The sequence below is a fragment of the Pseudomonas frederiksbergensis genome (genome assembly GCF_035751725.1).
Taxonomy (GTDB): domain Bacteria; phylum Pseudomonadota; class Gammaproteobacteria; order Pseudomonadales; family Pseudomonadaceae; genus Aquipseudomonas; species Aquipseudomonas frederiksbergensis_A.
Window position 1 is genome coordinate 5,564,823 of the sequence record NZ_CP142104.1, and the last position, 20,275, is coordinate 5,585,097.

At 63.2% G+C, this 20,275-nt stretch carries 18 protein-coding genes; 5 read left to right on the top strand and 13 right to left on the bottom strand.

The annotated features are described in order from the left end of the window. Window positions 1-61 precede the first annotated feature (61 nt). Genes mdcH through mdcA form a run of 7 tightly spaced genes read right to left on the bottom strand, consistent with a single transcriptional unit; the run spans window position 62 to window position 6,085 of the window. Window positions 62-982, bottom strand: coding sequence for a malonate decarboxylase subunit epsilon (mdcH, locus tag VQ575_RS25045; RefSeq protein WP_325918639.1), 921 nt, complete (start codon window positions 980-982; stop codon window positions 62-64). Beyond that, on the bottom strand, window positions 979-1,599 hold the full coding sequence (locus VQ575_RS25050) for a malonate decarboxylase holo-ACP synthase (protein ID WP_325918641.1): 621 nt from the start codon (window positions 1,597-1,599) through the stop codon (window positions 979-981). Before VQ575_RS25050 ends, mdcH begins: the two co-directional genes overlap by 4 nt. Continuing rightward, on the bottom strand, window positions 1,596-2,399 hold the full coding sequence (gene mdcE, locus VQ575_RS25055) for a biotin-independent malonate decarboxylase subunit gamma (RefSeq protein ID WP_039590520.1): 804 nt from the start codon (window positions 2,397-2,399) through the stop codon (window positions 1,596-1,598). Before mdcE ends, VQ575_RS25050 begins: the two co-directional genes overlap by 4 nt. After that, window positions 2,396-3,247: a biotin-independent malonate decarboxylase subunit beta gene (locus VQ575_RS25060; protein WP_039590519.1), complete on the bottom strand. Its 852-nt coding sequence runs from the start codon at window positions 3,245-3,247 to the stop codon at window positions 2,396-2,398. Before VQ575_RS25060 ends, mdcE begins: the two co-directional genes overlap by 4 nt. After that, window positions 3,240-3,539, bottom strand: a complete 300-nt coding sequence (locus VQ575_RS25065; protein ID WP_039590517.1) for a malonate decarboxylase subunit delta — start codon at window positions 3,537-3,539, stop codon at window positions 3,240-3,242. The genes VQ575_RS25060 and VQ575_RS25065 overlap by 8 nt, the downstream gene beginning before the upstream one ends. Next, window positions 3,539-4,414: a triphosphoribosyl-dephospho-CoA synthase gene (locus VQ575_RS25070; RefSeq protein ID WP_325918643.1), complete on the bottom strand. Its 876-nt coding sequence runs from the start codon at window positions 4,412-4,414 to the stop codon at window positions 3,539-3,541. The genes VQ575_RS25065 and VQ575_RS25070 overlap by 1 nt, the downstream gene beginning before the upstream one ends. Then, window positions 4,415-6,085 carry a malonate decarboxylase subunit alpha gene (mdcA, locus tag VQ575_RS25075; protein ID WP_045157198.1) on the bottom strand — a complete coding sequence of 557 codons (1,671 nt, stop codon included), beginning with the start codon at window positions 6,083-6,085 and terminating at the stop codon, window positions 4,415-4,417. Between the two features lie 252 nt (window positions 6,086-6,337). Between mdcA and VQ575_RS25080 the strand changes: the two genes are divergently transcribed. Beyond that, window positions 6,338-6,862, top strand: a complete 525-nt coding sequence (locus tag VQ575_RS25080) for a hypothetical protein (RefSeq protein ID WP_039590512.1) — start codon at window positions 6,338-6,340, stop codon at window positions 6,860-6,862. A gap of 90 nt (window positions 6,863-6,952) precedes the next feature. Here the strand turns inward: VQ575_RS25080 and VQ575_RS25085 are convergent, their stop codons facing one another. The 6 genes from VQ575_RS25085 to pilG form a co-directional block, all read right to left on the bottom strand. Continuing rightward, window positions 6,953-7,408: a chemotaxis protein CheW gene (locus VQ575_RS25085; RefSeq protein ID WP_198723978.1), complete on the bottom strand. Its 456-nt coding sequence runs from the start codon at window positions 7,406-7,408 to the stop codon at window positions 6,953-6,955. Further along, window positions 7,401-13,325 carry an Hpt domain-containing protein gene (locus tag VQ575_RS25090; protein WP_325918645.1) on the bottom strand — a complete coding sequence of 1,975 codons (5,925 nt, stop codon included), beginning with the start codon at window positions 13,323-13,325 and terminating at the stop codon, window positions 7,401-7,403. The genes VQ575_RS25085 and VQ575_RS25090 overlap by 8 nt, the downstream gene beginning before the upstream one ends. Before the next feature lie 38 nt (window positions 13,326-13,363). Next, a complete protein-coding gene (locus VQ575_RS25095; protein ID WP_039590505.1) occupies window positions 13,364-15,424 on the bottom strand; it encodes a methyl-accepting chemotaxis protein in 2,061 nt (686 codons plus the stop codon). A 160-nt stretch (window positions 15,425-15,584) separates the two neighbouring features. After that, the gene (locus VQ575_RS25100) at window positions 15,585-16,124 is read right to left on the bottom strand and encodes a chemotaxis protein CheW (RefSeq protein ID WP_045157204.1); all 540 of its coding nucleotides are present in this window, start codon (window positions 16,122-16,124) and stop codon (window positions 15,585-15,587) included. Between the two features lie 10 nt (window positions 16,125-16,134). Then, a complete protein-coding gene (pilH, locus tag VQ575_RS25105) occupies window positions 16,135-16,500 on the bottom strand; it encodes a twitching motility response regulator PilH (protein ID WP_039590866.1) in 366 nt (121 codons plus the stop codon). A 45-nt stretch (window positions 16,501-16,545) separates the two neighbouring features. Continuing rightward, a complete protein-coding gene (gene pilG, locus VQ575_RS25110) occupies window positions 16,546-16,974 on the bottom strand; it encodes a twitching motility response regulator PilG (protein ID WP_039590502.1) in 429 nt (142 codons plus the stop codon). A 225-nt stretch (window positions 16,975-17,199) separates the two neighbouring features. On the opposite strand from pilG, the gene gshB reads away from it, so the two are divergent. From gshB to ruvX, 4 genes are all read left to right on the top strand, one after another. Then, window positions 17,200-18,153 carry a glutathione synthase gene (gene gshB / locus VQ575_RS25115; protein ID WP_039590500.1) on the top strand — a complete coding sequence of 318 codons (954 nt, stop codon included), beginning with the start codon at window positions 17,200-17,202 and terminating at the stop codon, window positions 18,151-18,153. Between the two features lie 76 nt (window positions 18,154-18,229). Next, window positions 18,230-19,126 (top strand): energy transducer TonB, encoded by an 897-nt coding sequence (locus tag VQ575_RS25120; RefSeq protein WP_198723974.1) that lies wholly within the window; start codon window positions 18,230-18,232, stop codon window positions 19,124-19,126. A gap of 134 nt (window positions 19,127-19,260) precedes the next feature. Then, on the top strand, window positions 19,261-19,830 hold the full coding sequence (locus tag VQ575_RS25125) for a YqgE/AlgH family protein (protein ID WP_039590499.1): 570 nt from the start codon (window positions 19,261-19,263) through the stop codon (window positions 19,828-19,830). Next, window positions 19,830-20,267 (top strand): Holliday junction resolvase RuvX, encoded by a 438-nt coding sequence (gene ruvX / locus VQ575_RS25130; RefSeq protein ID WP_039590497.1) that lies wholly within the window; start codon window positions 19,830-19,832, stop codon window positions 20,265-20,267. Before VQ575_RS25125 ends, ruvX begins: the two co-directional genes overlap by 1 nt. Window positions 20,268-20,275 lie beyond the last annotated feature (8 nt).

The window sequence follows — 20,275 nt, forward strand, 5'->3', positions numbered from 1 at the left end:
TAGTCCTCAAAGTGCATCGTCGAAGTTGTTGTTTTTGTGCTTCGCCAGCTTGAGTCGGTGTCTAGGGTTGGCGGTGTCCCTCCTCATGCAACAGCGCTTGCAGGGTGTCGAGCCGCGCGCCGTCAAACGCCATGACGGTGCCCTGCTCGAACACCCGGCGCGCCAGCCCGGTCAGCACCGCGCCGGGTGGTAGTTCGATTTGCAGCCGCACGCCTCGCTCGTAGGCGCTCTGCACCGTGCCGCGCCAATCGACGACCCGGCACATGTTGAAAGCCAGGTCGTCGCGCAGGGCTTCGGTCTTGAGCACCGGCCGGGCGCGGCTGCCGCTGAGATAGCCCAGGGATGGCGCCTTCAACGACACGTTGGCGAATGCCTCGGACAATGTCCGCGCCGGAGCCTCCAACAACGGGCAATGGGATGGCACGCTGAGCGCCAACCGACAGGCCTTGCCCGCGCCCTGGCGACGCGCCATTCCAGCAACGAGGCTCATGGCTTCGTCGCAGCCGGCAATAACCACCTGGTTATCGGCATTGATATTGGCCAGGTAGACCGGCGTTGTTTCACGGTGCACCTGGGCGAGCAAGGCTTCCACGGCGGCGAGGTCCAGGCCAATGATGGCGGTCATGCCATAGCCATGTGGATACGCCTGCTGCATCAATTCGCCGCGCAGGCTCACCAGTCGCAGCGCATCCGCAAAATCCAGCGCCCCGGCCACGACTGCCGCTGGATAAGCGCCGATGGACAACCCCGCCACGTAATCCGGTGCGGGAGCCTGCTCCAGCAACCGACGGGCCGCCGCCACGCCGGCAATCAGCAGGCACAGCTGCACGGCGCGCGTCGATTGCAACGCTTGGGCAGAGTCCAACAGCAAGACATCCTCGCCAAGTACATCACTCGCCTCTTCCAGGATCAGCGGCGCCAACCCATGGAGCATGCCCACGCGCTGCGCACCCTGGCCGGGAAAGACGAAGAGGCTGCTCACGCGACCTGCTCCATTGAAGATTGCCAAGGATCGCTCACCAGGCGGGCCTGGATTTCGTTCTTGAGCAAGACCCGCCGCGACGAACCCGCCCACTCGCGCAAGGCGACGGCGCCGCAAGGGGTTTGCAACTGCATGTCCACGGCGCAGACCGAGGCATCCAGCAGCGCCAGCAGTTCCTTGGCCTGGAGACGATTCAGACGACGCGGCGTACGCAGGATCAAATCCAGGTCACTGCGTTCATGCAACGCCTCGATGCCGGTGGCAAGCTCGAACCCGGCGCTGCCGCCGATGCCCCAGGCCCAACCGCTGGCATCGAGCAGCGGCCGCAGCCGGGCCAGCGCGTGCAAGGCCGGCAGGTCGCGACGGGATTCGACATGGCAAAGGTCTTCCGGGCGCACCCGGCGCTTGATCGCAGCTACTGGCATCGACGAGGCGTAACGCTGCTCCCGGGATCGACCACGCAAGCCCACCGCGATGTGACCAGGCGAGGCCAGCGCACGACGCACCACCATCGGTTGCCCGAGGTCGAGGGACTCGACAGCCCAGCCCGGCGCATCCGCAGGCAACTGCAAGGCAGTCATTCCCCAGAGCAGGTCATGGGCCAGGAACGTGCTCACCACTGCGCCCTCAGCAATTGGCGAACATGGCTGGAAGCTGCGCGATTGGCGGCCCCCAAACGTCCGCTGAGATCCCGAGGCGCACCGGCCGCCTCGTTGATCGCTTGTTGCAGGCAATCAATCACCCGGCCCAGATCCGCCACCGTCGGTTGCTCGATCTGTTCCACCGACAAGGTTTCCCAGAGCAAACCGAGGCTGGCGTAGCTGTCGATGTCATAGGCCATCGGCGGCACGCTGGCGGCCAGGGCTTCAAGCTCTTCGACGCTGCGCAGGGTGACCCGCGCCGCCGAAGCCTTGCCCATGGCATGGACCATCACACCCGGGTCGCGCAGGGCGATCAAGCGGTTGGCCTGGTAGCCGTGGGCCAGGAACGCACCGGACATGGCCTTGCCCACCAGCAAACCAATCACCGGATGCCCGGCCAATCGGGCGCGGGCATAACTGTCCGCCGCGCCGGCCAAGGCCTGATGAATGCCCAAGGCTTCTTCGCGCCGGCCATAGGCCTGGCTGGGCACATCGACGATGGCGATCAGCGCACGTTTGCGCGGCGCATTGCGGTCGGCTTCGATGGCATCGTCAACAGCCTTGGCCAGGCCCCAGCCTTCGAGCAAGCCGACTTCGCCGTTGCGCGCCCGAGGGAAACGGTTGACGGGATCAGCCACCACGGCGAGCAGGCGCGCGGTTTGGTCGCCCAGTTGGACGTCAGCAGCTTTCAGCGAAGCAGGCAGACCGGCCAAAGGTTCGGCGCCGCCGCTCAGGGCCTCGAACCAGCGCAGGCCTCTCAATGAGTACGAAGTCATGGGCGTTCTCCCTGATACAGCTGGCGAACCGCTGCCGGTTCGATTTGCACGTCAGTGTCCAAGCGAGCCAGGCGTTGCAGGAACAGTTCGGCCTGGCCGCTGCGGTGTTCGTTGGGCACACCTAGATGCAACAGTTCGCCGACTTGTCGGCGGATCTGCTCGACGTCATCGGCGACGTAGCGGTCCACCAGCCCGGTCGCGTAGCGCTGCGCGCCACCGGTCAGGCTCCAGATGAATGGCCGGTCGCGGGAGTCGTATTCGTCGAGGCCGGCTTCCTGCTCGATCACTTGCGGACCGTTCAGGCCCAGCCGCGCTTCCTGGGTCACCAGCAGGTAACTGCACAACCCGGCGGCGATGGACATGCCACCAAAACATCCGACGCTACCAGCGACTACACCAACCACCGGCTGGTACTGACGCAAATCGACAATCGCCGAGTGAATCTCGGCAATCGCCGCGAGGCCGAGGTTGGCCTCTTGCAACCGCACGCCGCCGGTTTCCAGCAGCAACACAGCGCGGGTCGGAATCCCTTTGCGGTTGTCCTCGGCGGCCAGCTCCAATGCTCCGGCGATTTTTGCCCCGCCGACTTCACCGAGGCTTCCGCCCTGGAACGCGCCTTCGATGGCAGCCACGACAACCGGCAATCCGTCGAGGTTGCCCTTGGCGATCACCACGCCGTCATCGCTCTGTGGCACCACGCCCTGGCGCAACAGCCACGGCGACATGACCCGCTGGAACGGGTCGAGCAATTCGCGGAACGTTCCGTCGTCGAGCAAGGCCTTGGCCCGTTGCCGGGCACCGAGTTCGACGAAGCTGTGCTTGTTGAGCAGCGCTGCGCTGTCAGTCATGGCCGATCTCCTCGAAACCTTGTTCCAGGCGCAGACGCACCACGCCGGGGGTGGCGCCGAAATCATGGATGTCGATACTCATCGCCGGGGGCGTCTGGCCGTCGAACATGCGGGTGAACAAATGCTGCCAGCGTTGTTCGCTGCCGTTGACCGAGGTCTGCACCTGGATGGTCAATTTGCCCGCCAGACCGGGTTCGATCAGCACTTCCAGGTCGCCCGAGCCGACGCAGCCCACCAGCGCCCGGCCCCGTGGCGGCTGCCCGGCAGGGAATTCAAAGGATAAGGTTTCCATCAGCACACTCCAGGGAAGAGGCCATCGCCGCGTTCGATGCGATCGAGGAACAGGCAGGCGGCGAGCAAGTCGGCAGCGCCGCCGGGCGAGGCGTTCAAGGCAATCAATTGTTGGTCCAGCGCATGCAACTGGCGGCGACCGCCGAGGCTCGCGCTGCCGCCGGCGTCGAGCACCGCTCTGGCGCCGTGCTGCATGGCGTGTAAACCGGCTTCGCCAGCGCGGTAGAGCACGCAGGTGTCGGCCAGGTTGGTCATGATCGCCAGCAAGGCATCAAGCCGGGCGTTCTGTTCGCCCGCACCCGCCGCCCGACTGCGCTTGAGTTGCGGCAGGCCCAGGCCGGTCACCGCCGGAAACGCCAGTTGCGCTTCTTCACGGGCACCGCGCACGCCGTAGCGTTGGGCGACCTGGGCGCCATGACTCAGGGGTTGCGGTGCATAGCGGTCGTTGAGCAAGGCCAGGCGAGCAGCGCGTAGAGTGACGGCGCCCGCGGCGTTGGCTTCAGGTTCCAGCGCCGCCGCAGCGACGAGCAAGCCCAAGGCCCAGATCGCGCCACGGTGGGTGTTCACGCCACCCGTGGTCACCAGCATGGCGGCTTCGCCTTCACGACCGATGCGGCCGAGGGCTTCGCGCAGCGGCAGGCCGATCTCGCCACAGTCGAGGGCGGCCTCGGCCATTTCCTTGAAGGCCGGCCACAGCGACAACGCCGAAGCGTGCATCAGGCCCAGGTGCAAATCGGTATGGGCGCCGCTGCCGCGCCGGTCCACCAGCGCCGGTTTGGGCGAGAGGTCGGCCTCGTCGATCAACGCATCCACCGCCAGGTCGGCCAGGCGCTCAGCGAGAGGTATCGGCTTGGGTTGCAGATTTAGGGCGCGCATTTACCAGCTCCTGAACTTGGCGGGCGGGTTGTAGAGGCCACCGGACCACTCCACCAGATCGGCCACGCTCTTGGCCGCGAGCAACTCGCGGGTGGCGTCGGTGCGGCGGATACCAAGGTCTTCCGGCAAGGCGATCAGCCCTTCGCGGCGCATGCGCGCGGTTTCCTTCGGGTCGTGGCGCAAGCCGATGGCAGTGACCCCGGCCACGGCGGCGATCATCGCCTGGCGCTCTTCCAGCGAGCGGGCCTTGTACAGGTAGGCGATGCCTTCTTCGGTCAGCAAATGGGTAACGTCGTCGCCGTAGATCATGATCGGCGCCAGGGGCATGCCGGCTTTCTTCGCCACCTCCACGGCGTCGAGGGTGTCGACGAAGGTCGGTTTGCCGCCCTCCTGGAATGTCTCGACCATCTGCACCACGAGCTTCTTGCCGCGTTCGAGCAACGGCGCCTCGCCATCGCCGTGGCGCATGTCGAGCCAGGCCGGCGTGCCGTGACGACGACCGCGCGGGTCGTGGCCCATGTTCGGTGCACCACCGAAGCCCGCGAGTCGGCCACGGGTCACGGTGGAGGAATGACCGTCGCCGTCCACTTGCAGGGTGGCGCCGATGAACAGGTCCACCGCGTACTGCCCGGCCAGTTGGCAGACCATGCGGTTGGAGCGCAGCGAGCCGTCGTGGCCGGTGAAGAACACATCCGGCCGGGCGGCGATGTAGTTTTCCATGCCGAGCTCGGTGCCAAAGCAATGCACGCTTTCGACCCAGCCGCTTTCGATGGCGGGGATCAAGGTCGGGTGCGGATTGAGGGTCCAGTTGCGGCAGATCTTGCCCTTCAGGCCGAGGGATTCGCCGTAGGTGGGCAGGATCAATTCGATGGCGGCGGTGTTGAAACCGATGCCGTGATTGAGAGACTGGACGTTGTGTTTTTCGTAGATCCCGCGGATCGCCATCATCGCCATCAGCACATGCACAGGCTTGATGTGGCGCGGGTCGCGGGTGAACAGCGGCTCGATGTAGAACGGCTTGTCGGCCACCACCACGAAATCGACCCAGGACGCCGGAATGTCCACGCGGGGCAGGTCGCTGACGTCGTCCACCAACTGGTTGACCTGGACGATGACGATGCCGTCGCTGAAGGCCGCCGGCTCGATCAGCGCCGGCGTGTCTTCGGTGCTGGGGCCGGTGTAGATATTGCCGGCGCGGTCGGCCATGAAACCGGCCGAAAGCACCACATTGGGAATCAGGTCCACCACCAACCGGGCATAGAGTTCGATGTAGGTATGGATCGCGCCGATTTCCAGCAGACCGTCTTCGAGCAACTGGCTGATGCGCAGGCTCTGGGTGCCGGCAAAGGAAAAATCGAGCTTGCGGGCGATGCCGCGTTCGAATAAGTCCAGGTGCTCGGAACGACCAACGCTGGGCATGATCATGTGCAAGTCATGCAGCTTGCCCGGGTCGGCCTTGGCCAAGGAGCGCGAAAGGAAATCCGCCTGTTTCTGGTTATTGCCCTCCAGCACCACACGGTCGCCGGGCAGGATCAACGCCTCCAGCGCCGCGACGATCTTGTCGGTGGGCAACACCACACCATCGGCCAGCCCCTTCACCAGCCCGAGCCGCCGCTGCTTTTCGCTGCGCCGCCGCGTCCAGCGCGAGTCGGGGGATATTGTTGTTGTCATGACCACTCCACGGGTTCGCTGTCGTGGGGCTTACCTTAGGCGTGTTGCGGCGAGGGCATCAATCACGCCCGATGGCGGATCGTTACGGTGGGAGTAATTGTTTATGCTGGGCTTTGGGTCCCCTGGTCCGATAGAGACGTCGACCTGTCAACCTTGACAGTAGGCGAACAGTTTTTTTCAGCGCCCAATCTCGATTGCGGCAACTCGATATTGTTCCGATCCCTGCTCAAAAACGCCGCTTAGGAGAACAGCATGCCCTTCTATGAAGACGTCACCGATTTCAAAAATGGACAGCGGAACGGGTGGGAGAACGGCCCTGACTTACCCGATGGGACAATCGAACTCGAGAAAGGAAATTACTTTTGGAGAGGTAATCTGGAAGTTTCTTCCCAGGCATGGCCAATGATCCAACCTTCTCTTATGAAAACGTTTGATTTATCAGTTGAAGAGCGAAATAAGTACTACGACATAATATTTCACTACCGTATCCAGGAACGCCAAGCGGGCGAAGCGGGCGAAATAACCATCGCTATGTGCCCTGGAAATGTCCATTTTGAGGAGATTGTCGCTTGGATAGACAATGAAACTGAAATTAACCAATGGATAAAGGTGGTGGTGAAGCCAGCACGCTGGTTCGGCCCTTCACCGGTTCTTTGGATCGGCACACTAGGCTCGAGGCCCGACGATCGCCACCGAAAAATTGATATTGATAATATTACGATTCGGAACGTTCATCACCGTTCAATTGAGTTCCTTCGTTTAATCAGTTTGCGCTGAAAACTTTACTGAACATCTTTTCTTGATTTAGTTGATCGTACCGACTCAGGTACGATCAACCCGTCTGAACTCGTTTTAGTCCATGAGTTGCTAAGTCAACCCCGCCGCCACCACCAACTCCTCCAACGCCAACAGATCCGGCACTTTCGCCACATGCTCCCCCACCTGCACCGCCGCTTGCTCCAACCCGCACAGTGGCACGTCGACGTAGCTCAGCTGGCTGTCGAGCTTGCAGGAGCGTGGAATGCCTTGCACCAGCAGGGCCATGAAGCGCAGTTCCGGTCGCCCGCCCAAGGCGTTGAGCACGACGATGCGGGCGCGCTCGCCGACTGCGGTTTTCTGGCCGCAGGCCGACTCGAAGCTCAACAGCGGAATTTGTCGCTCGCGCCAGCTCACCCAGCCCAAGAACCACGGCGGAGTGTCCATGTCGAACGCGCTGCTTTGGTAGTCGATCAGCTCCGCCACCGCCACGTTGGGCAGAATCAAATGCCGGTCGGCCAAGGGCAGCAACAGCCCCGTGAGATGGCTGGCGCGAAATTCATCCATGTTTTTTGCTCCAGTACGCGATGCTGTCGAGCAGCACCGATTCCTGGTACGGCTTGCCCAGGTAGTCGTTGACGCCGATGGCCATGGCGCGGTCGCGGTGTTTCTGGCCGGTGCGGGAGGTGATCATGATGATCGGCAGGTGCGCCAGGCGCGGGTCGTTGCGCACGTGGGTCGCCACTTCGAAGCCATCCATGCGCGGCATCTCGATGTCCAGCAACATCAGGTCCGGCGTGTGTTCGCTCAACAAGGCGATGGCATCCACGCCGTCCTTGGCGGTGAGGACGTGCATGCCATGACGCTCCAGCAGACGACTGGTGACCTTGCGCACCGTTACCGAGTCGTCCACCACCAGTACCAGCAATGGCCGTTGCGGTTCGCCCTCGCCTTCAGTCGACACCTGGCGGCGCGGGACCTGGTGGGGCAAGGCGCGGATCGGTGCGAGCAGGTCGAGAATCAACACCACCCGGCCGTCCCCCAGGATCGTCGCCCCGGACAGGCCTTGCACCGCCGAGAACTGCGGGCCAAGGCTCTTGACCACGATCTCGCGAGTGCCGGTGGTGGCGTCGACTTGCACCGCGACATGCCGTTCGTTGCACTGCACCAGCAGCACTGGCAAAGGCTGGCTCTGCCCCAGCAATTTCGGCCGGGTGCCGGTTTTCAGCAGCTCGCCCAGGTAACACAGCTCGTAGCGTTGCCCGGCGTAGGTGTAGGTCGGCGGATCGAGCTGGTAATAGCCGTCCAGTTCGGCGGGCAATACCCGGACGATGCTCTCGATGGTGTTCAATGGAATCGCATACTGGTCTTCATGGCACTGGACCATCAGCGCGCGGTTGACCGACACCGTGAACGGCAGGCGAATGCGGAAGTGCACGCCCTGCCCCGGCGTCGAGTCGATGGACATGCTGCCCCCCAACTGCCGCACCTCTTCGTGGACCACGTCCATGCCGACGCCGCGCCCGGAAATCTGAGTGATCTTCTCAGCCGTGGAAAAGCCTGGCTGGAGAATGAATTGCAGTACGTCACGGTCGCTGATGTCGCTGTCGGGTGTCAGCAAGCCACGCTTGATCGCCTTGCGCCGAACCGCGTCCAGCGGCACCCCGGCGCCGTCGTCGCGGATGTCGAAGATGATGTCGCCTCCCTCGCGGGACAAGTCGAGGCTGATCCGCCCCTTGGCCGGTTTTCCGGCGGCGATACGCACGTCGGCAGCCTCCAGGCCGTGGTCCACGGCGTTGCGCAGCATGTGTTCCAGAGGCGCAGCCATGCGTTCGAGCACGTTGCGATCCATCTCGCCCTCGGCATTGCCGACCACGAACTCCACATCCTTGCCCAGCTCTTGGGCGACTTGCCGGACGATGCGCTTGAGCCGCGGCAGCATGCGTTCGAACGGCACCATGCGCGTACGCATCAGGCCTTCCTGGAGTTCGGTATTGATGCGCCCCTGCTGCTGCAGCAGGTTTTCCGCGTCGTGGTTGCTGCGGTCGAGGGTTTCCTTGAGGTCGAGCAAGTCCGAGGCGGACTCGAACAGCGCCCGGGACAATTGCTGCAGTTGGGAGTGGCGGTCCATCTCCAGGGGATCGAACTCTTCGTAGCCCAGCCGCTCGGCCTCCACTTGCTGGCGGCTGAGAATCCGCCCCTGGGTTTCGGTGTCGAGGCGGCGTAGTTGGTCGCGCATGCGCTCGATGGTGGTTTCCATCTCGCCCAGGGCAATGCGCGCGTCATTGACCTGTTGTTCGATACGGCCCCGGAAGATCGACGTTTCGCCAGCGAGGTTGACCAGGTCGTCGAGCAATTCGGCGGAGACCTTGACCGTGTCCGCGCCGTCGCCCGATACCGAGGGCTCGGGTCGCGCCGGCAGGGACGCCGGCGCCTGGACCGAAGCTGGCTCCGGTGCTGCAACAGGTTCAGGCGCGTCGCGCTCCTGCGGATGGCTCACCGCCTGGATCCGCGCAATCAATCGATCGCCCGGCGGGCACGGCTGACCGGCGCGGACCGCATCGAGCATCTGCGCCAGTCGGTCGTGACTGCTTTGCAGCAGGACAAATAGCTCGGGGCTCGGTTGCAGCAGGCCCGCCGACAGGCCTTCATAAAGATTCTCGAGCTCATGGGCGAGATCGCCGATGGGGGAAATTTCCACCATCCGCGCGCCGCCCTTGAGGGTGTGCAGATCTCTCAGCAAGGTCTCCACGGCCTGGCGATTGGCCGGGTCTTCCTGCCAGCGCAGCAACGCTGCGCCGGAGCTGTCGAGGATGTCGAAACCTTCCTCGAGAAAGATCTCCAGCAACTCGGGGTCGTGCCCCGAGGCATCGCCCGTCGCAGTCGGTGTCTCGATGGCATTCGGCCGGTCCTGGCGGAACCGGTGAATGGCGTCGATCAGCGCAACGGGATCACCCAACGGCTGGCCTTGTTGCAGTTGCCCGAGCAACAGATCCAGGCGCTCGTGGCTGCTTTCGAGCAGTTGCGCCAGTTCCTCGCTGTAGCTGTAGCGGCGGTCCACCAGCCCCTCATAAAGGTTTTCCAACTCTTGGGCCAAGTCACTGACCGGTCGGATGCCCGCCATGCGCGCGCCACCCTTGAGCGTATGCAAATCACGCTGCAGCGATGACAGCGGCGCGCCGTTGTCCGGATCGGCGAGCCAGCGCTGCAAGGCCTGGGCGGCGCTTTCCAGGATGTCCTGCGCCTCTTCGAGAAAGATCGAAGCGATGTCATCGTCGACCGAGGTATCGGTGGTTGCGCCGTGTTCCATTTCGGCGGTCGCCTGGCTCAGCTCGCGGATGCTCAGGGTGCGGCTGCCGTCGCTGCGGATCAGCCCCGTAGCGGCTGGGTCGAGGCTGTCCTCAAGCAGTTTGCGAAGGGCCTGCACCCGCTCGGGCCGCGAATGCACATGCTGGCCGGCCGCCAACTCGTCGAGCATGTCGATCAACGCTTCGTGGGCGCGCTGAGCCTCCTGGAAAAAGGCGTCGCTGACCGCCAGGCTGCTTTCCTCGACCGCACCGTAAAGGTCCAGCAGCGCTTCGCAGAGCTCGTCCACCGGGTGCAGGTCAGCCAGGTGCGCACCTTCGCCCAGGGTGGTCAGCTCGTCGAGCAAGGCACTCAACTCCTGGCCTTCGGCGGGGTGTTGCTGCCAACGTTGCAACAGGTTTTCCGCGTCCAGCAGGATGTCCATGCCTTGGGCGAGGAAGTTGTTGATCAACTGCGGATCACGCTTGGTCCGCGCGCCTTGATCCGCCGCGCCAGCCACTGCCTGCAAGCGCTCGACCAGCAGCGACCGGGCCCGCTGGATCAAGTCCTCGGCACCGGCAATCGGTGCCAGCGGTTGGCTGTGTAACTGGCGCAGGCCGCGTCGCAGCAACCCCTCGCCCTCCAGCAGCAGTTCAATCTCATCCAGGTCCAATGCCAGCAGATGAGCCTTGTATTCCCGGGCCAGTTCGTCCAACGCCCCGGCGAGTTCGGCGATGGGCTGCACACCGGCCATCGATGCGCTGCCCTTGAGGGTGTGCAACGCCCGTTGCAGTTCGTCGCTGGCCTGCAGCGGCAGTTGTTCGGCGGCGTGATCAAGGAAGCGATCGAGCGTGGCGAGATGACCCTGGGCTTCGTTGTCGAAAATCTTCAAGAGCAGCGGATCGAGGGCAGTCACGTCCTGCTCGTCGTCATCCTCTTCTTCGCGGCCCTTGGCGAGGGCATGGGCGCGAGCGGCCAGGCGATCGACGTCGTCACGCTGGGATTGGCGATGATCGGCGAATTCGGTGATCAGCGCCGGCAGCAATTGCACGGTTTCTTCAATTAACCGAAGGACTGACGCGCCCGGTTCCACACTACGCTCCAGCACCCGATTGAGCAGGTTTTCCACCGCCCAGGCCAACTCCCCCAGGATCAACGCCCGCACCATCCGGCCGCTGCCCTTGAGGGTGTGGAAGGCCCGGCGCAGTTCCGTCAGCGCGCCGTGGTCGTCGGGATGGGCAGCCCAGCGCGGCAGGTATTCATTCAGCACATCCAGTACTTCGGCGGTCTCCTCGAGGAACACTTCGCGCAGCTCATCGTCCACCGGAGTTTCATCCGCCGGGGGCGGTAGCAGGCTGGCGGGCATGTTCCTCGCTGGCGGGTTGACCGCCGAGACCGGGCTGGCCAGGACTTCGGCCAAGGATTGCACGGTCTGCGGATCGTCCAGCTCCTGCAGGTCCTGCATGACCTGCGCTTCATTGGGGCTGAGCACATCGTCGAGCAATGGCACGCGGGCTTCGTCGGGGAAATACCCGAGGGCGCCCAGGCTGCGTTCGACCCCATCGAGCAGGCTCTCGGCAGGCTTGAGCGGGTCCTCGCTCAAGCGCTCCAGGTAATATTCCAGGCCGGTGATCACATCGGCCAGATGATCCAGCTCTTCCCAGCCCGGCCGGGCATGTTCGAGCAACAGATGCTCGTGGATGAAACCGTGGCACGCCTCCACGAGGCTGGCGGCACGGGTCAACGGAATCATCGCCAGCGCACCGCGCACCTGGGTCAGCAGCGCCGGTAAAGGCTGGAGTTGCTCGCTGTTCCAGTCCGCGTCGATGTAGTCGACGATCATGTCCTTGGCCTGTTGCAGGCAAGTGTGGGCTTCCTTGATGACGATCTGGTGGATCTGGGTCAGGTCGGTGGTCGGCAGGCGGTTGTCTTCGCGGCTCTCGGGTTCGACGGTGCCGACCATGCCGGCCAGGGTCGCCTCGACGTAGAGCAAGGCCCCGGCGACGTCCATCAGCGTTGCATCATCCGGCTCACGCTGGCCCTGGGCGATGCTCAGCACCACGGCCAGTTGGTCGATGATCACTTTGCGCGGCTGGCCGAAACCCAACACCGCTAAGGTGTCCGCGATCTGTCGCAAAGGCGCCAGCAGGCTGTCGAGCTCGGTGACGTGCTGTCGATCGCTGCGCACGAACAGGTCCAGGCGCTCCTTGACCCGCACCAGTTCCTCGCAGAGCGCGGCCAGCACCGAGCGCATGGCATCGCGGTCGGGCCCGGCCAGGCGCGCGCGTTCTTCGTCGACCATCGCGCTGTCGGGCAGCGCGTCGTCCAGTGAGTAGCGTTCTTTCATGATCTGCATCTGCCCGCTGGGATGTTCGGCCTTGGCAATATAGAACAACAGGCTCTTGACCAAGTGTGACGGGGCCGGTTGATTGACGCCTGGCATGCCTTGCACCAGCAGGCGCTTGAGTTCCTTGTCGGCGTCCTTGAACAGACTGCGCAGCGCCGGGCTGTTGGCGATACGCCCCTCGCGCATACCCTCGACCAACGCCGAAGCGACCTGCCACAACGCATTGAGCGGCGCCCCGGCGCACAGCGTCTCCAAACGGTGGAAGACCTTCGCCAGGTAGCCAAGGTGAGTGGCGTCGTCCTGTTCACGAAGCAACCCCACCAAGGCGACTTGCAAGGTTTGGCGCAGCTTGCGCAGGGTGCCTGGCAAGTCGGCCGGTTCGAGCCGTTTCAAGGCGTCATCGTTGAGTGGCGCGACATCCGGCAGCTGCGGACTGAACAGGCTGGTCTCCGACAACAGGCTTTCGCCCCGGGCACTGCGCAAGTCGTTTATCAACGGCAGCACCACCAACGGCAGGTCGCGACGGGCACCTTGCACACGCTCAAGATAGACCGGCAATTGGCCCAGGGCCTGGCGCAACAGGCTGATGGCCTCGTCGCGGTGGGCAATACGGTTGTCCTGCAGCGCGATGCACAGTTGCTCCATTTCTTCGGCGAGCAACGCCGCGCCATAGAACTCGACCATCTGCAGGCCACCATGGACCTGATGGATACAGGCCAGGCATTGGGCAAGGGCATCCGACGCCTGCGGGTCGTCCTCCGGGCGATTGAGTGCCAGATGAGCCTGCTTCAGCGTTTCGGCAATCTCGCCCTTGACCCATTCCAGGGCCACGTAGTCGTGCCGATCACCCATAACCACTCCAAATCAACAGTCATATGCCGCAGAGCACATCAGCCCTTATCCCCATCCGCCACAGTTGCTGGCGGCAAGGTAAACCCCGACACCGAACGACGCAGCTGGCTGGCCATTTTCGCCAGGTTGCCGATGCTCTCGGCGGTGGCGGTAGAGCCGGAGGAGGTCTGCGAGGTGATCTGCTGGATCACGTTCATGGTCAGGGAAATCTGCCCTGCCGAGGTGGTCTGTTGCTGCGCCGCGTTGGAAATGCTCTGGATAAGCGCAGCCAGGGTCTTGGAAACCCCTTCGATTTCTTCCAGGGCAACGCCGGCATCCTGGGCCAGCCGGGCACCGCGCACCACTTCGGTGGTGGTCTGCTCCATGGAGATCACCGCTTCGTTGGTGTCGGCCTGGATCGCCCGCACCAGCGTCTCGATTTGCCGGGTCGCTGCCGAAGAACGCTCGGCCAACCGCTGCACTTCATCGGCCACCACTGCAAAGCCGCGCCCGGCATCGCCGGCCATGGACGCCTGGATCGCGGCGTTGAGCGCCAGGATGTTGGTCTGGTCGGCGATGTCGTCGATCAGGCTGACAATGTCGCCAATTTCCTGGGACGATTCGCCCAGGCGCTTGATGCGCTTGGCGGTGTCCTGGATCTGTTCGCGAATGTTGTCCATGCCATGAATGGTGTTGTGCACCACCTCGTTGCCCTTGTTGGCGATTTCCACGGAGCGCTCGGCCACCGCCGACGACTCGGCGGCATTGGCCGACACCTGGTCGATGGACTGGGCCATTTCATTGATTGAAGTCGATGCTTCGGAAATTTGCTGGGCCTGGTGCTCGGACGCCTGGGCCAGGTGCATCGCCGTGGCCTGGGTTTCCTGCACGGCAGCGGCGACCTGGCCGGCGGTGAGGTTGATCGTCGCCACCAGATCACGCAGTTGGTCCACCGAATAGTTGATGGAGTCGGCGATGGTCCCGGTGAAATCCTCGGTGACCGAGGCTGTGACGGTCAGGTCACCGTCGGCCAAGTCCTCGATTTCGTCCAGCAAGCGCATGATCGCGTTCTGGTTGCGCTCGTTCTTTTCCGCCGTCTCCCTCAGTTGGCGGTTGGTCTCGCGAACCATGACCAGGCCGATGAGGATGATCGACATCAACGCCAGCAGGCCCAATACGTAGCCGCCGATGGTGTTGACGGAACGCCCGCCCGCCAGGTTTTCGAACGCGGTGGCCAGGTGCGAGGCTTCATCGAGCAGGGTTTGCGACAGGTTGAAGATATTGCCCGCCGACTCACGGACCTTGAACAGCTCCGGTGAAGTTTCGAGGATTTCATCCACCGAGCCGGAGACAAACTCGAACAGTTCGCTGATGTCCGACAGGCGCGCCCGGGCGTCGCGATCCTGGACCTGGGAGATCTTCAAGGTCGGGTCGCCTTGCAGCATGCCATTGAGCACCTGGCCAAAACGCGCAGCGTCACGGCCAAAGGTATCGGCGGCCTGGCTGGCATTCTCGTCCCCGGCCAATACGGTGTTCACCGCGCCGAGGATCCGCTCGGCCAGCAGCGACTGGCGCTGGGCCATGGCGACCTGGGCGGCCGGTGCGCCACGTTGCAGGAGGATCTCGACGACTTTTTCGTACTCGACCTGCAGCTGTGGCACGGTTTCGGCCAGGGTCGCCGCGACCTGATGCAACGACAGGACGGTTTGTTCGCTGGAGAGGATGGCATCGGTGTTCTTCAGCAGCCGCTCCCAGTCCAACTGCACGGCACGCATCTGCGGGCGCAGGGTTGCAGGCGCCGGTGGCAGGCCGGTCACGGGGTCGCCCTGTTTAAGGTAGCCCCAGCGCTGGGCGAAGTCGTTGCGCGCATCACTCAGCAGCTTGAACGCAGCCGCCTTGCCGGCCGCCGCCTCGGTGGCGTTCTTGGCGATGCGCTGGGACAACACCCGCAGCTCGCCAGCATGGCCGATGTACTGCTTGTCATAGGTAGATTGGGTGTTGAGGTACGCAAAGTTGGCGAACAGCAGCATGATGAAGACAATCAGCGCGACGAACAGCACGATGATCTGCGAACGACTGCGCGACGCTTCCAGTGGCTTGCCTGTTTTTGCTTTGATCATCGGTACTCGCCTGTCCTGCTCGAAACCCCAAACCAGCCACCGCAGCCTTCAAGCGGGAGCGAACCTGCTCGCGATCGCGTCGGATCAGTCGGCATTGATGCAACTGATCCACCGCCTCCGCGAGCAGGCTCACTCCCACAATGGCCTGCGTTGCGTTCTTTCAAACCGCCACATCCATGAACCCCGGCGACCGCGCCAGGGCAAACGGGCTGAACACCTGCCATTGCCGCTCGCCGGCGAAACGGCCCTGGACGAACGCCGATTCCGGGCCTTCCAGGGGGACCGGGGGAATCGCTTCGAGGCTGTCCTTGGGGAAATGCTGCAGGCCAAGTACTTCGTCCACCAGCAATCCGGCAAAGACTTCGTCATGATCCACCACCAGCACCCGCCGCTGCTTGCGCACGCTGGACAGTTCGTGGCCGAAGAAACCGCACAGGTCCATCAGCGGCAACAAGCGCCCGCGCAGGTTAGCCACTCCGCGTACCCATGGCTTGACGCCGGGCAATGAGGTGTGGCGTGGCTCATGCAGCACTTCGCTGACCTCGCCCATCGGCGCCACGTACCAGTGTTCGCCCAGGCGAAAACCGATGCCGCTCCAACTGTCGCGATGTGCGGGCTGGGACGGCAGCTCCGCGCCCAGCAGCCGACAGCGTCGATCGATCTGGAGCAGCAGCTCGAATGCGGTCAGGGAGTGGCTCATGGCCGTGCGTTCAACCTGCCAGTACGTTATTCAAGGTCTTGATCAGGGTTTCTTCATCCACCGGCTTGGTCAGGTAGTCCTTCGCCCCCTGGCGCGTCCCCCAGACCTTGTCGGTATCCTGATCCTTGGTGGTGATGATGATCACGGGAATGTGCCCGGTTTCAGGATCCTTGGTCAGCTGGCGCGTGGCCTGGAAACCGTTGAGGCCGGGCATGACGATGTCCATCAGTACCGCATCGGGTTTTTCCTGGCGGGCCAGCGCCACGCCATCGGCACCATTCTCGGCCTTCAGGACCTGGTGGCCGTGCTTTTCCAGCATGCCTGTCAACTTGTACATTTCAGTCGGCGAATCATCGACGATCAGAACTCGTGCCATGGTGTTCCCCATTCTTCTGGACCTCGGGCCCGAGGCCGAGCGTCATTAATGTGCCTGGTGCGACTGGACAGCGGCAAAGCCCGGGACATGGGCCTGTATCGCGCCCAGCAGTTCTTCCTTGCTGAAAGGCTTGGTCAGGAATTGATCGGAGCCGACGATGCGCCCCTTGGCCTTGTCGAACAGGCCATCGCGGGACGACAGCATGATCACCGGTGTCGCCTTGAAGGCGCTGTTGTTCTTGATCAGGGCGCAGGTCTGGTAACCGTCCAGGCGCGGCATCATGATGTCGACAAAGATAATGCCTGGATGATAATCGACGATCTTGGCCAGGGCATCGAAGCCGTCGATCGCCGTTATCACCTCGCAACCGACGTTGCGCAGCAAGGTTTCGGCGGTGCGGCGAATGGTCTTCGAGTCGTCGATGACCATGACTTTCAAGGCGCTGGGTTGCTGCTGCGTAAGATGCTCTGCCATTGCCACTGCGAACCGGTTTTTAACGCATAAGATTGATCGACAGCGCAAACCCTTGATGTTCAAGGCCCGCGCGTCGCATGGCAGCCTTTTTAGCACAGTCTCCAGCAACGATCTATCAGCCGCTCGGTACGGCGGTTTTTCCTTGACCGGCAATCTTCGGGGCGCCACTCTGACGCCACTTTTTCATGCCATTTCGTGCCCATCCAATTTTCGAGGAACCAAGCCATGAGCGTACGCGTCGGCATTGTCATGGACCCAATCGCCAGCATTTCCTATAAAAAGGATAGCTCGCTGGCCATGCTGCTGGCCGCTCAAAAGCGCGGCTGGGAGCTGTTCTACATGGAACAGCGCGACCTCTACCAGGCCGAAGGCCAGGCAAGGGCGCGGATGAAACCGCTGGAAGTCTTCGCCAACCCCGAGAAATGGTACGAACTGGGCCGGGAAAGCGACGCGCTGCTGAGCGACCTGGACGTGATCCTGATGCGCAAGGATCCGCCGTTCGACATGGAATTCGTGTATTCGACCTATCTGCTGGAGCAGGCCGAAAGCGCGGGCGTGCTGGTGGTCAACAAGCCGCAGAGCCTGCGCGATTGCAACGAAAAACTCTTCGCCACGCTGTTCCCGCAGTGCACGCCGCCGACCATCGTCAGCCGTCGCCCGGACGTGTTGCGCGAATTTGCCGACCATCACGGCGACGTCATCCTCAAGCCTCTGGACGGCATGGGCGGCTCTTCGATCTTCCGTCACACCGCCGGCCACCCGAACCTGTCGGTGATCCTGGAAACCCTGACCTTGCATGGCCAGCAGCAGATCATGATCCAGGGTTACCTCCCAGCCATCGTCGACGGCGACAAGCGCATCCTGATGATTGACGGCGAGCCCGTGGATTACTGCCTGGCGCGCATCCCGGCTGCTGGCGAAACCCGTGGCAACCTGGCGGCCGGTGGTCGCGGCGAAGCCCGTCCGCTGACCGACAAGGACCGCTGGATCGCCGCCCAGGTCGGCCCGACATTGCGGGAAAAAGGCTTGTTGTTTGTCGGCCTGGACGTGATTGGCGAGCACCTGACGGAAATCAACGTCACCAGCCCGACCTGCATCCGCGAGATCGACAATGCCTTCGGCACCGACATTGGCGGCATGCTGATGGATGCCATCGATCAGAAGCTCAAGGCACGTTGATCCAGATCCTGATGAAGGAAACCCACATTGCGTTATCATGCCCGGCCTGAAAAAACGTGATGTTGGTTTCCTTGTCATGACACTCCCGTCCGATCTGCCCCAAGAGCTCGCCCATCGTGGTGTGCGCCCGGCTGATCGTCTCGGCTTCACCCTGTTCCTGGCCGCGCTCATCCATCTGGCGGTGCTGCTGGGCGTCGGGTTTGCCACGGTCGAACCCAAGCAGATCAGCCAGACCCTGGAAATCACCCTGGCCACCTTCAAGAGCGAAACCAAGCCACAGAAGGCGGACTTCCTGGCCCAGGAAAACCAGCAGGGCAGCGGCACCCTGGAAGAGAAAGCGATTCCCAAGACCACCGAGATCGCGCCGTTCCAAGACAATAAAGTGCAAAAGGTGACCCCGCCGCCCGCCGCCAAGCCCGAGGTCCAGGAGACGACGCCCAAGGCTGCCGTCACCACCGTGGCACCGAAACCGAAAAAGGCCCCGGTCAAGGAAGAGGTCAAGCCCGATCCGAAGCCCAAGGCGCCGGAACCGACGTTCGACAGCGCGCAGTTATCCAGCGACATCGCCAGCCTGGAAGCCGAACTGGCCCAAGAACAGCAGCTGTACGCCAAGCGCCCGCGCATCCACCGCCTGAGCGCCGCCTCGACCATGCGCGACAAGGGCGCTTGGTACAAGGACGAATGGCGCAAGAAGGTCGAGCGCATCGGCAACCTGAACTACCCCGAAGAAGCCCGGCGCAAGCAGATCTACGGCAATCTGCGGCTAATGGTCTCGATCAACCGTGACGGCTCGCTGTATGAAGTGCTGGTGCTCGAATCTTCCGGGCAGCCACTGCTGGACCAGGCGGCCCAGCGGATCGTGCGCCTGGCGGCACCGTTCGCACCGTTTACCGGGGACCTGTCGGACATCGATCGGCTGGAAATCATCCGCACCTGGAAGTTCGCCCGGGGTGATCGGCTGTCCAGTAACTGATCCACATCGATGGTGGACACGGAACCTGGACTCGCCGCAGCCCCCTTGTGGGAGCGGTGTCACCTTCCAGATCGAGGCATTTGCTGCACATCCCCAGCTTGTCAGTTCGGCCCTGCGCCGCCACACTAGCGCTTATGAAAAACGTCAGCCCCACCTACCTCAAGCATCACTTCCTGATCGCCATGCCGCACATGGCCGATCCGAACTTTGCCCACACCTTGACCTATATCGTCGAGCACACGGCCAATGGGGCCATGGGATTGGTGGTCAACCGCCCGCAGGAACTGAACCTGGCGGACATCCTTGAGCAGTTGCGCCCCGACGTAGAACCGCCACTGCTGTGCCAGCACGTGCCGATTTTCATCGGCGGTCCGGTGCAGACCGATCGCGGCTTCGTGCTCCATCCGTCGGGCCCCAAATACCAAGCGACTGTAGACCTGGACGGCTTGTCGCTGTCCACTTCCCAGGACGTGCTGTTCGCCATCGCCGACGGCGTCGGCCCGGCAAAAAGCCTGATCGCCCTCGGCTATGCCGGCTGGGAACCCGGGCAACTGGAAGCCGAACTGGCCGACAACGCCTGGCTGACCTGTCCGTTCGACGCCGACATCCTGTTCGACACCAGCAGCGAACTGCGACTTGAAGCGGCGGCCAGTCGGCTGGGGGTCAACCTCAGCCTGCTCACCAGCCAGGCGGGACACGCCTGATGGCCCTGCGCCTGCTGCTGGGCTTCGATTACGGCACCAAACAGATCGGCGTAGCGGTCGGTCAGGTCATTACCGGCCAGGCCCGCGAGTTATGCACCTTGAAGGCGCAGAATGGCGTCCCGGACTGGAACCAGGTCGAAGCGCTGATCAAGGAATGGAAACCCGACGCCGTGGTGGTCGGCCTGCCGCTGAACATGGACGGCACGCCCAGCGACATGTGCCTGCGCGCCGAAAAGTTCGCCCGCCGACTCAATGGCCGCTACAACCTGCCCTTCTATACCCATGACGAGCGCCTGACCACCTTCGAGGCCAAGGGCGAGCGCCTGGTGCGCGGCGGGCAGAAAGGCAGTTACCGCGACAACCCGGTGGACGCCATCGCCGCCGCCCTGCTGCTGCAGGGCTGGCTTGATGCAAATACCGCCCTGTTCGAAACCTGATTTTTTTG

Bases quoted from the DNA above. Each gene is read 5' to 3' on its own strand.
- VQ575_RS25120 (WP_198723974.1), top strand. From the start codon at position 18,230: ATGACACTCCCGTCCGATCTGCCCCAAGAGCTCGCCCATCGTGGTGTG.
- mdcE (WP_039590520.1), bottom strand. From the start codon at position 2,399: ATGACTTCGTACTCATTGAGAGGCCTGCGCTGGTTCGAGGCCCTGAGC.
- pilH (WP_039590866.1), bottom strand. From the start codon at position 16,500: ATGGCACGAGTTCTGATCGTCGATGATTCGCCGACTGAAATGTACAAG.
- VQ575_RS25070 (WP_325918643.1), bottom strand. From the start codon at position 4,414: ATGCGCGCCCTAAATCTGCAACCCAAGCCGATACCTCTCGCTGAGCGC.
- VQ575_RS25095 (WP_039590505.1), bottom strand. From the start codon at position 15,424: ATGATCAAAGCAAAAACAGGCAAGCCACTGGAAGCGTCGCGCAGTCGT.
- gshB (WP_039590500.1), top strand. From the start codon at position 17,200: ATGAGCGTACGCGTCGGCATTGTCATGGACCCAATCGCCAGCATTTCC.
- ruvX (WP_039590497.1), top strand. From the start codon at position 19,830: ATGGCCCTGCGCCTGCTGCTGGGCTTCGATTACGGCACCAAACAGATC.
- VQ575_RS25065 (WP_039590517.1), bottom strand. From the start codon at position 3,539: ATGGAAACCTTATCCTTTGAATTCCCTGCCGGGCAGCCGCCACGGGGC.
- mdcA (WP_045157198.1), bottom strand. From the start codon at position 6,085: ATGACAACAACAATATCCCCCGACTCGCGCTGGACGCGGCGGCGCAGC.
- VQ575_RS25060 (WP_039590519.1), bottom strand. From the start codon at position 3,247: ATGACTGACAGCGCAGCGCTGCTCAACAAGCACAGCTTCGTCGAACTC.
- VQ575_RS25100 (WP_045157204.1), bottom strand. From the start codon at position 16,124: ATGAGCCACTCCCTGACCGCATTCGAGCTGCTGCTCCAGATCGATCGA.
- VQ575_RS25085 (WP_198723978.1), bottom strand. From the start codon at position 7,408: ATGGATGAATTTCGCGCCAGCCATCTCACGGGGCTGTTGCTGCCCTTG.
- VQ575_RS25090 (WP_325918645.1), bottom strand. From the start codon at position 13,325: ATGGGTGATCGGCACGACTACGTGGCCCTGGAATGGGTCAAGGGCGAG.
- VQ575_RS25125 (WP_039590499.1), top strand. From the start codon at position 19,261: ATGAAAAACGTCAGCCCCACCTACCTCAAGCATCACTTCCTGATCGCC.
- pilG (WP_039590502.1), bottom strand. From the start codon at position 16,974: ATGGCAGAGCATCTTACGCAGCAGCAACCCAGCGCCTTGAAAGTCATG.
- VQ575_RS25080 (WP_039590512.1), top strand. From the start codon at position 6,338: ATGCCCTTCTATGAAGACGTCACCGATTTCAAAAATGGACAGCGGAAC.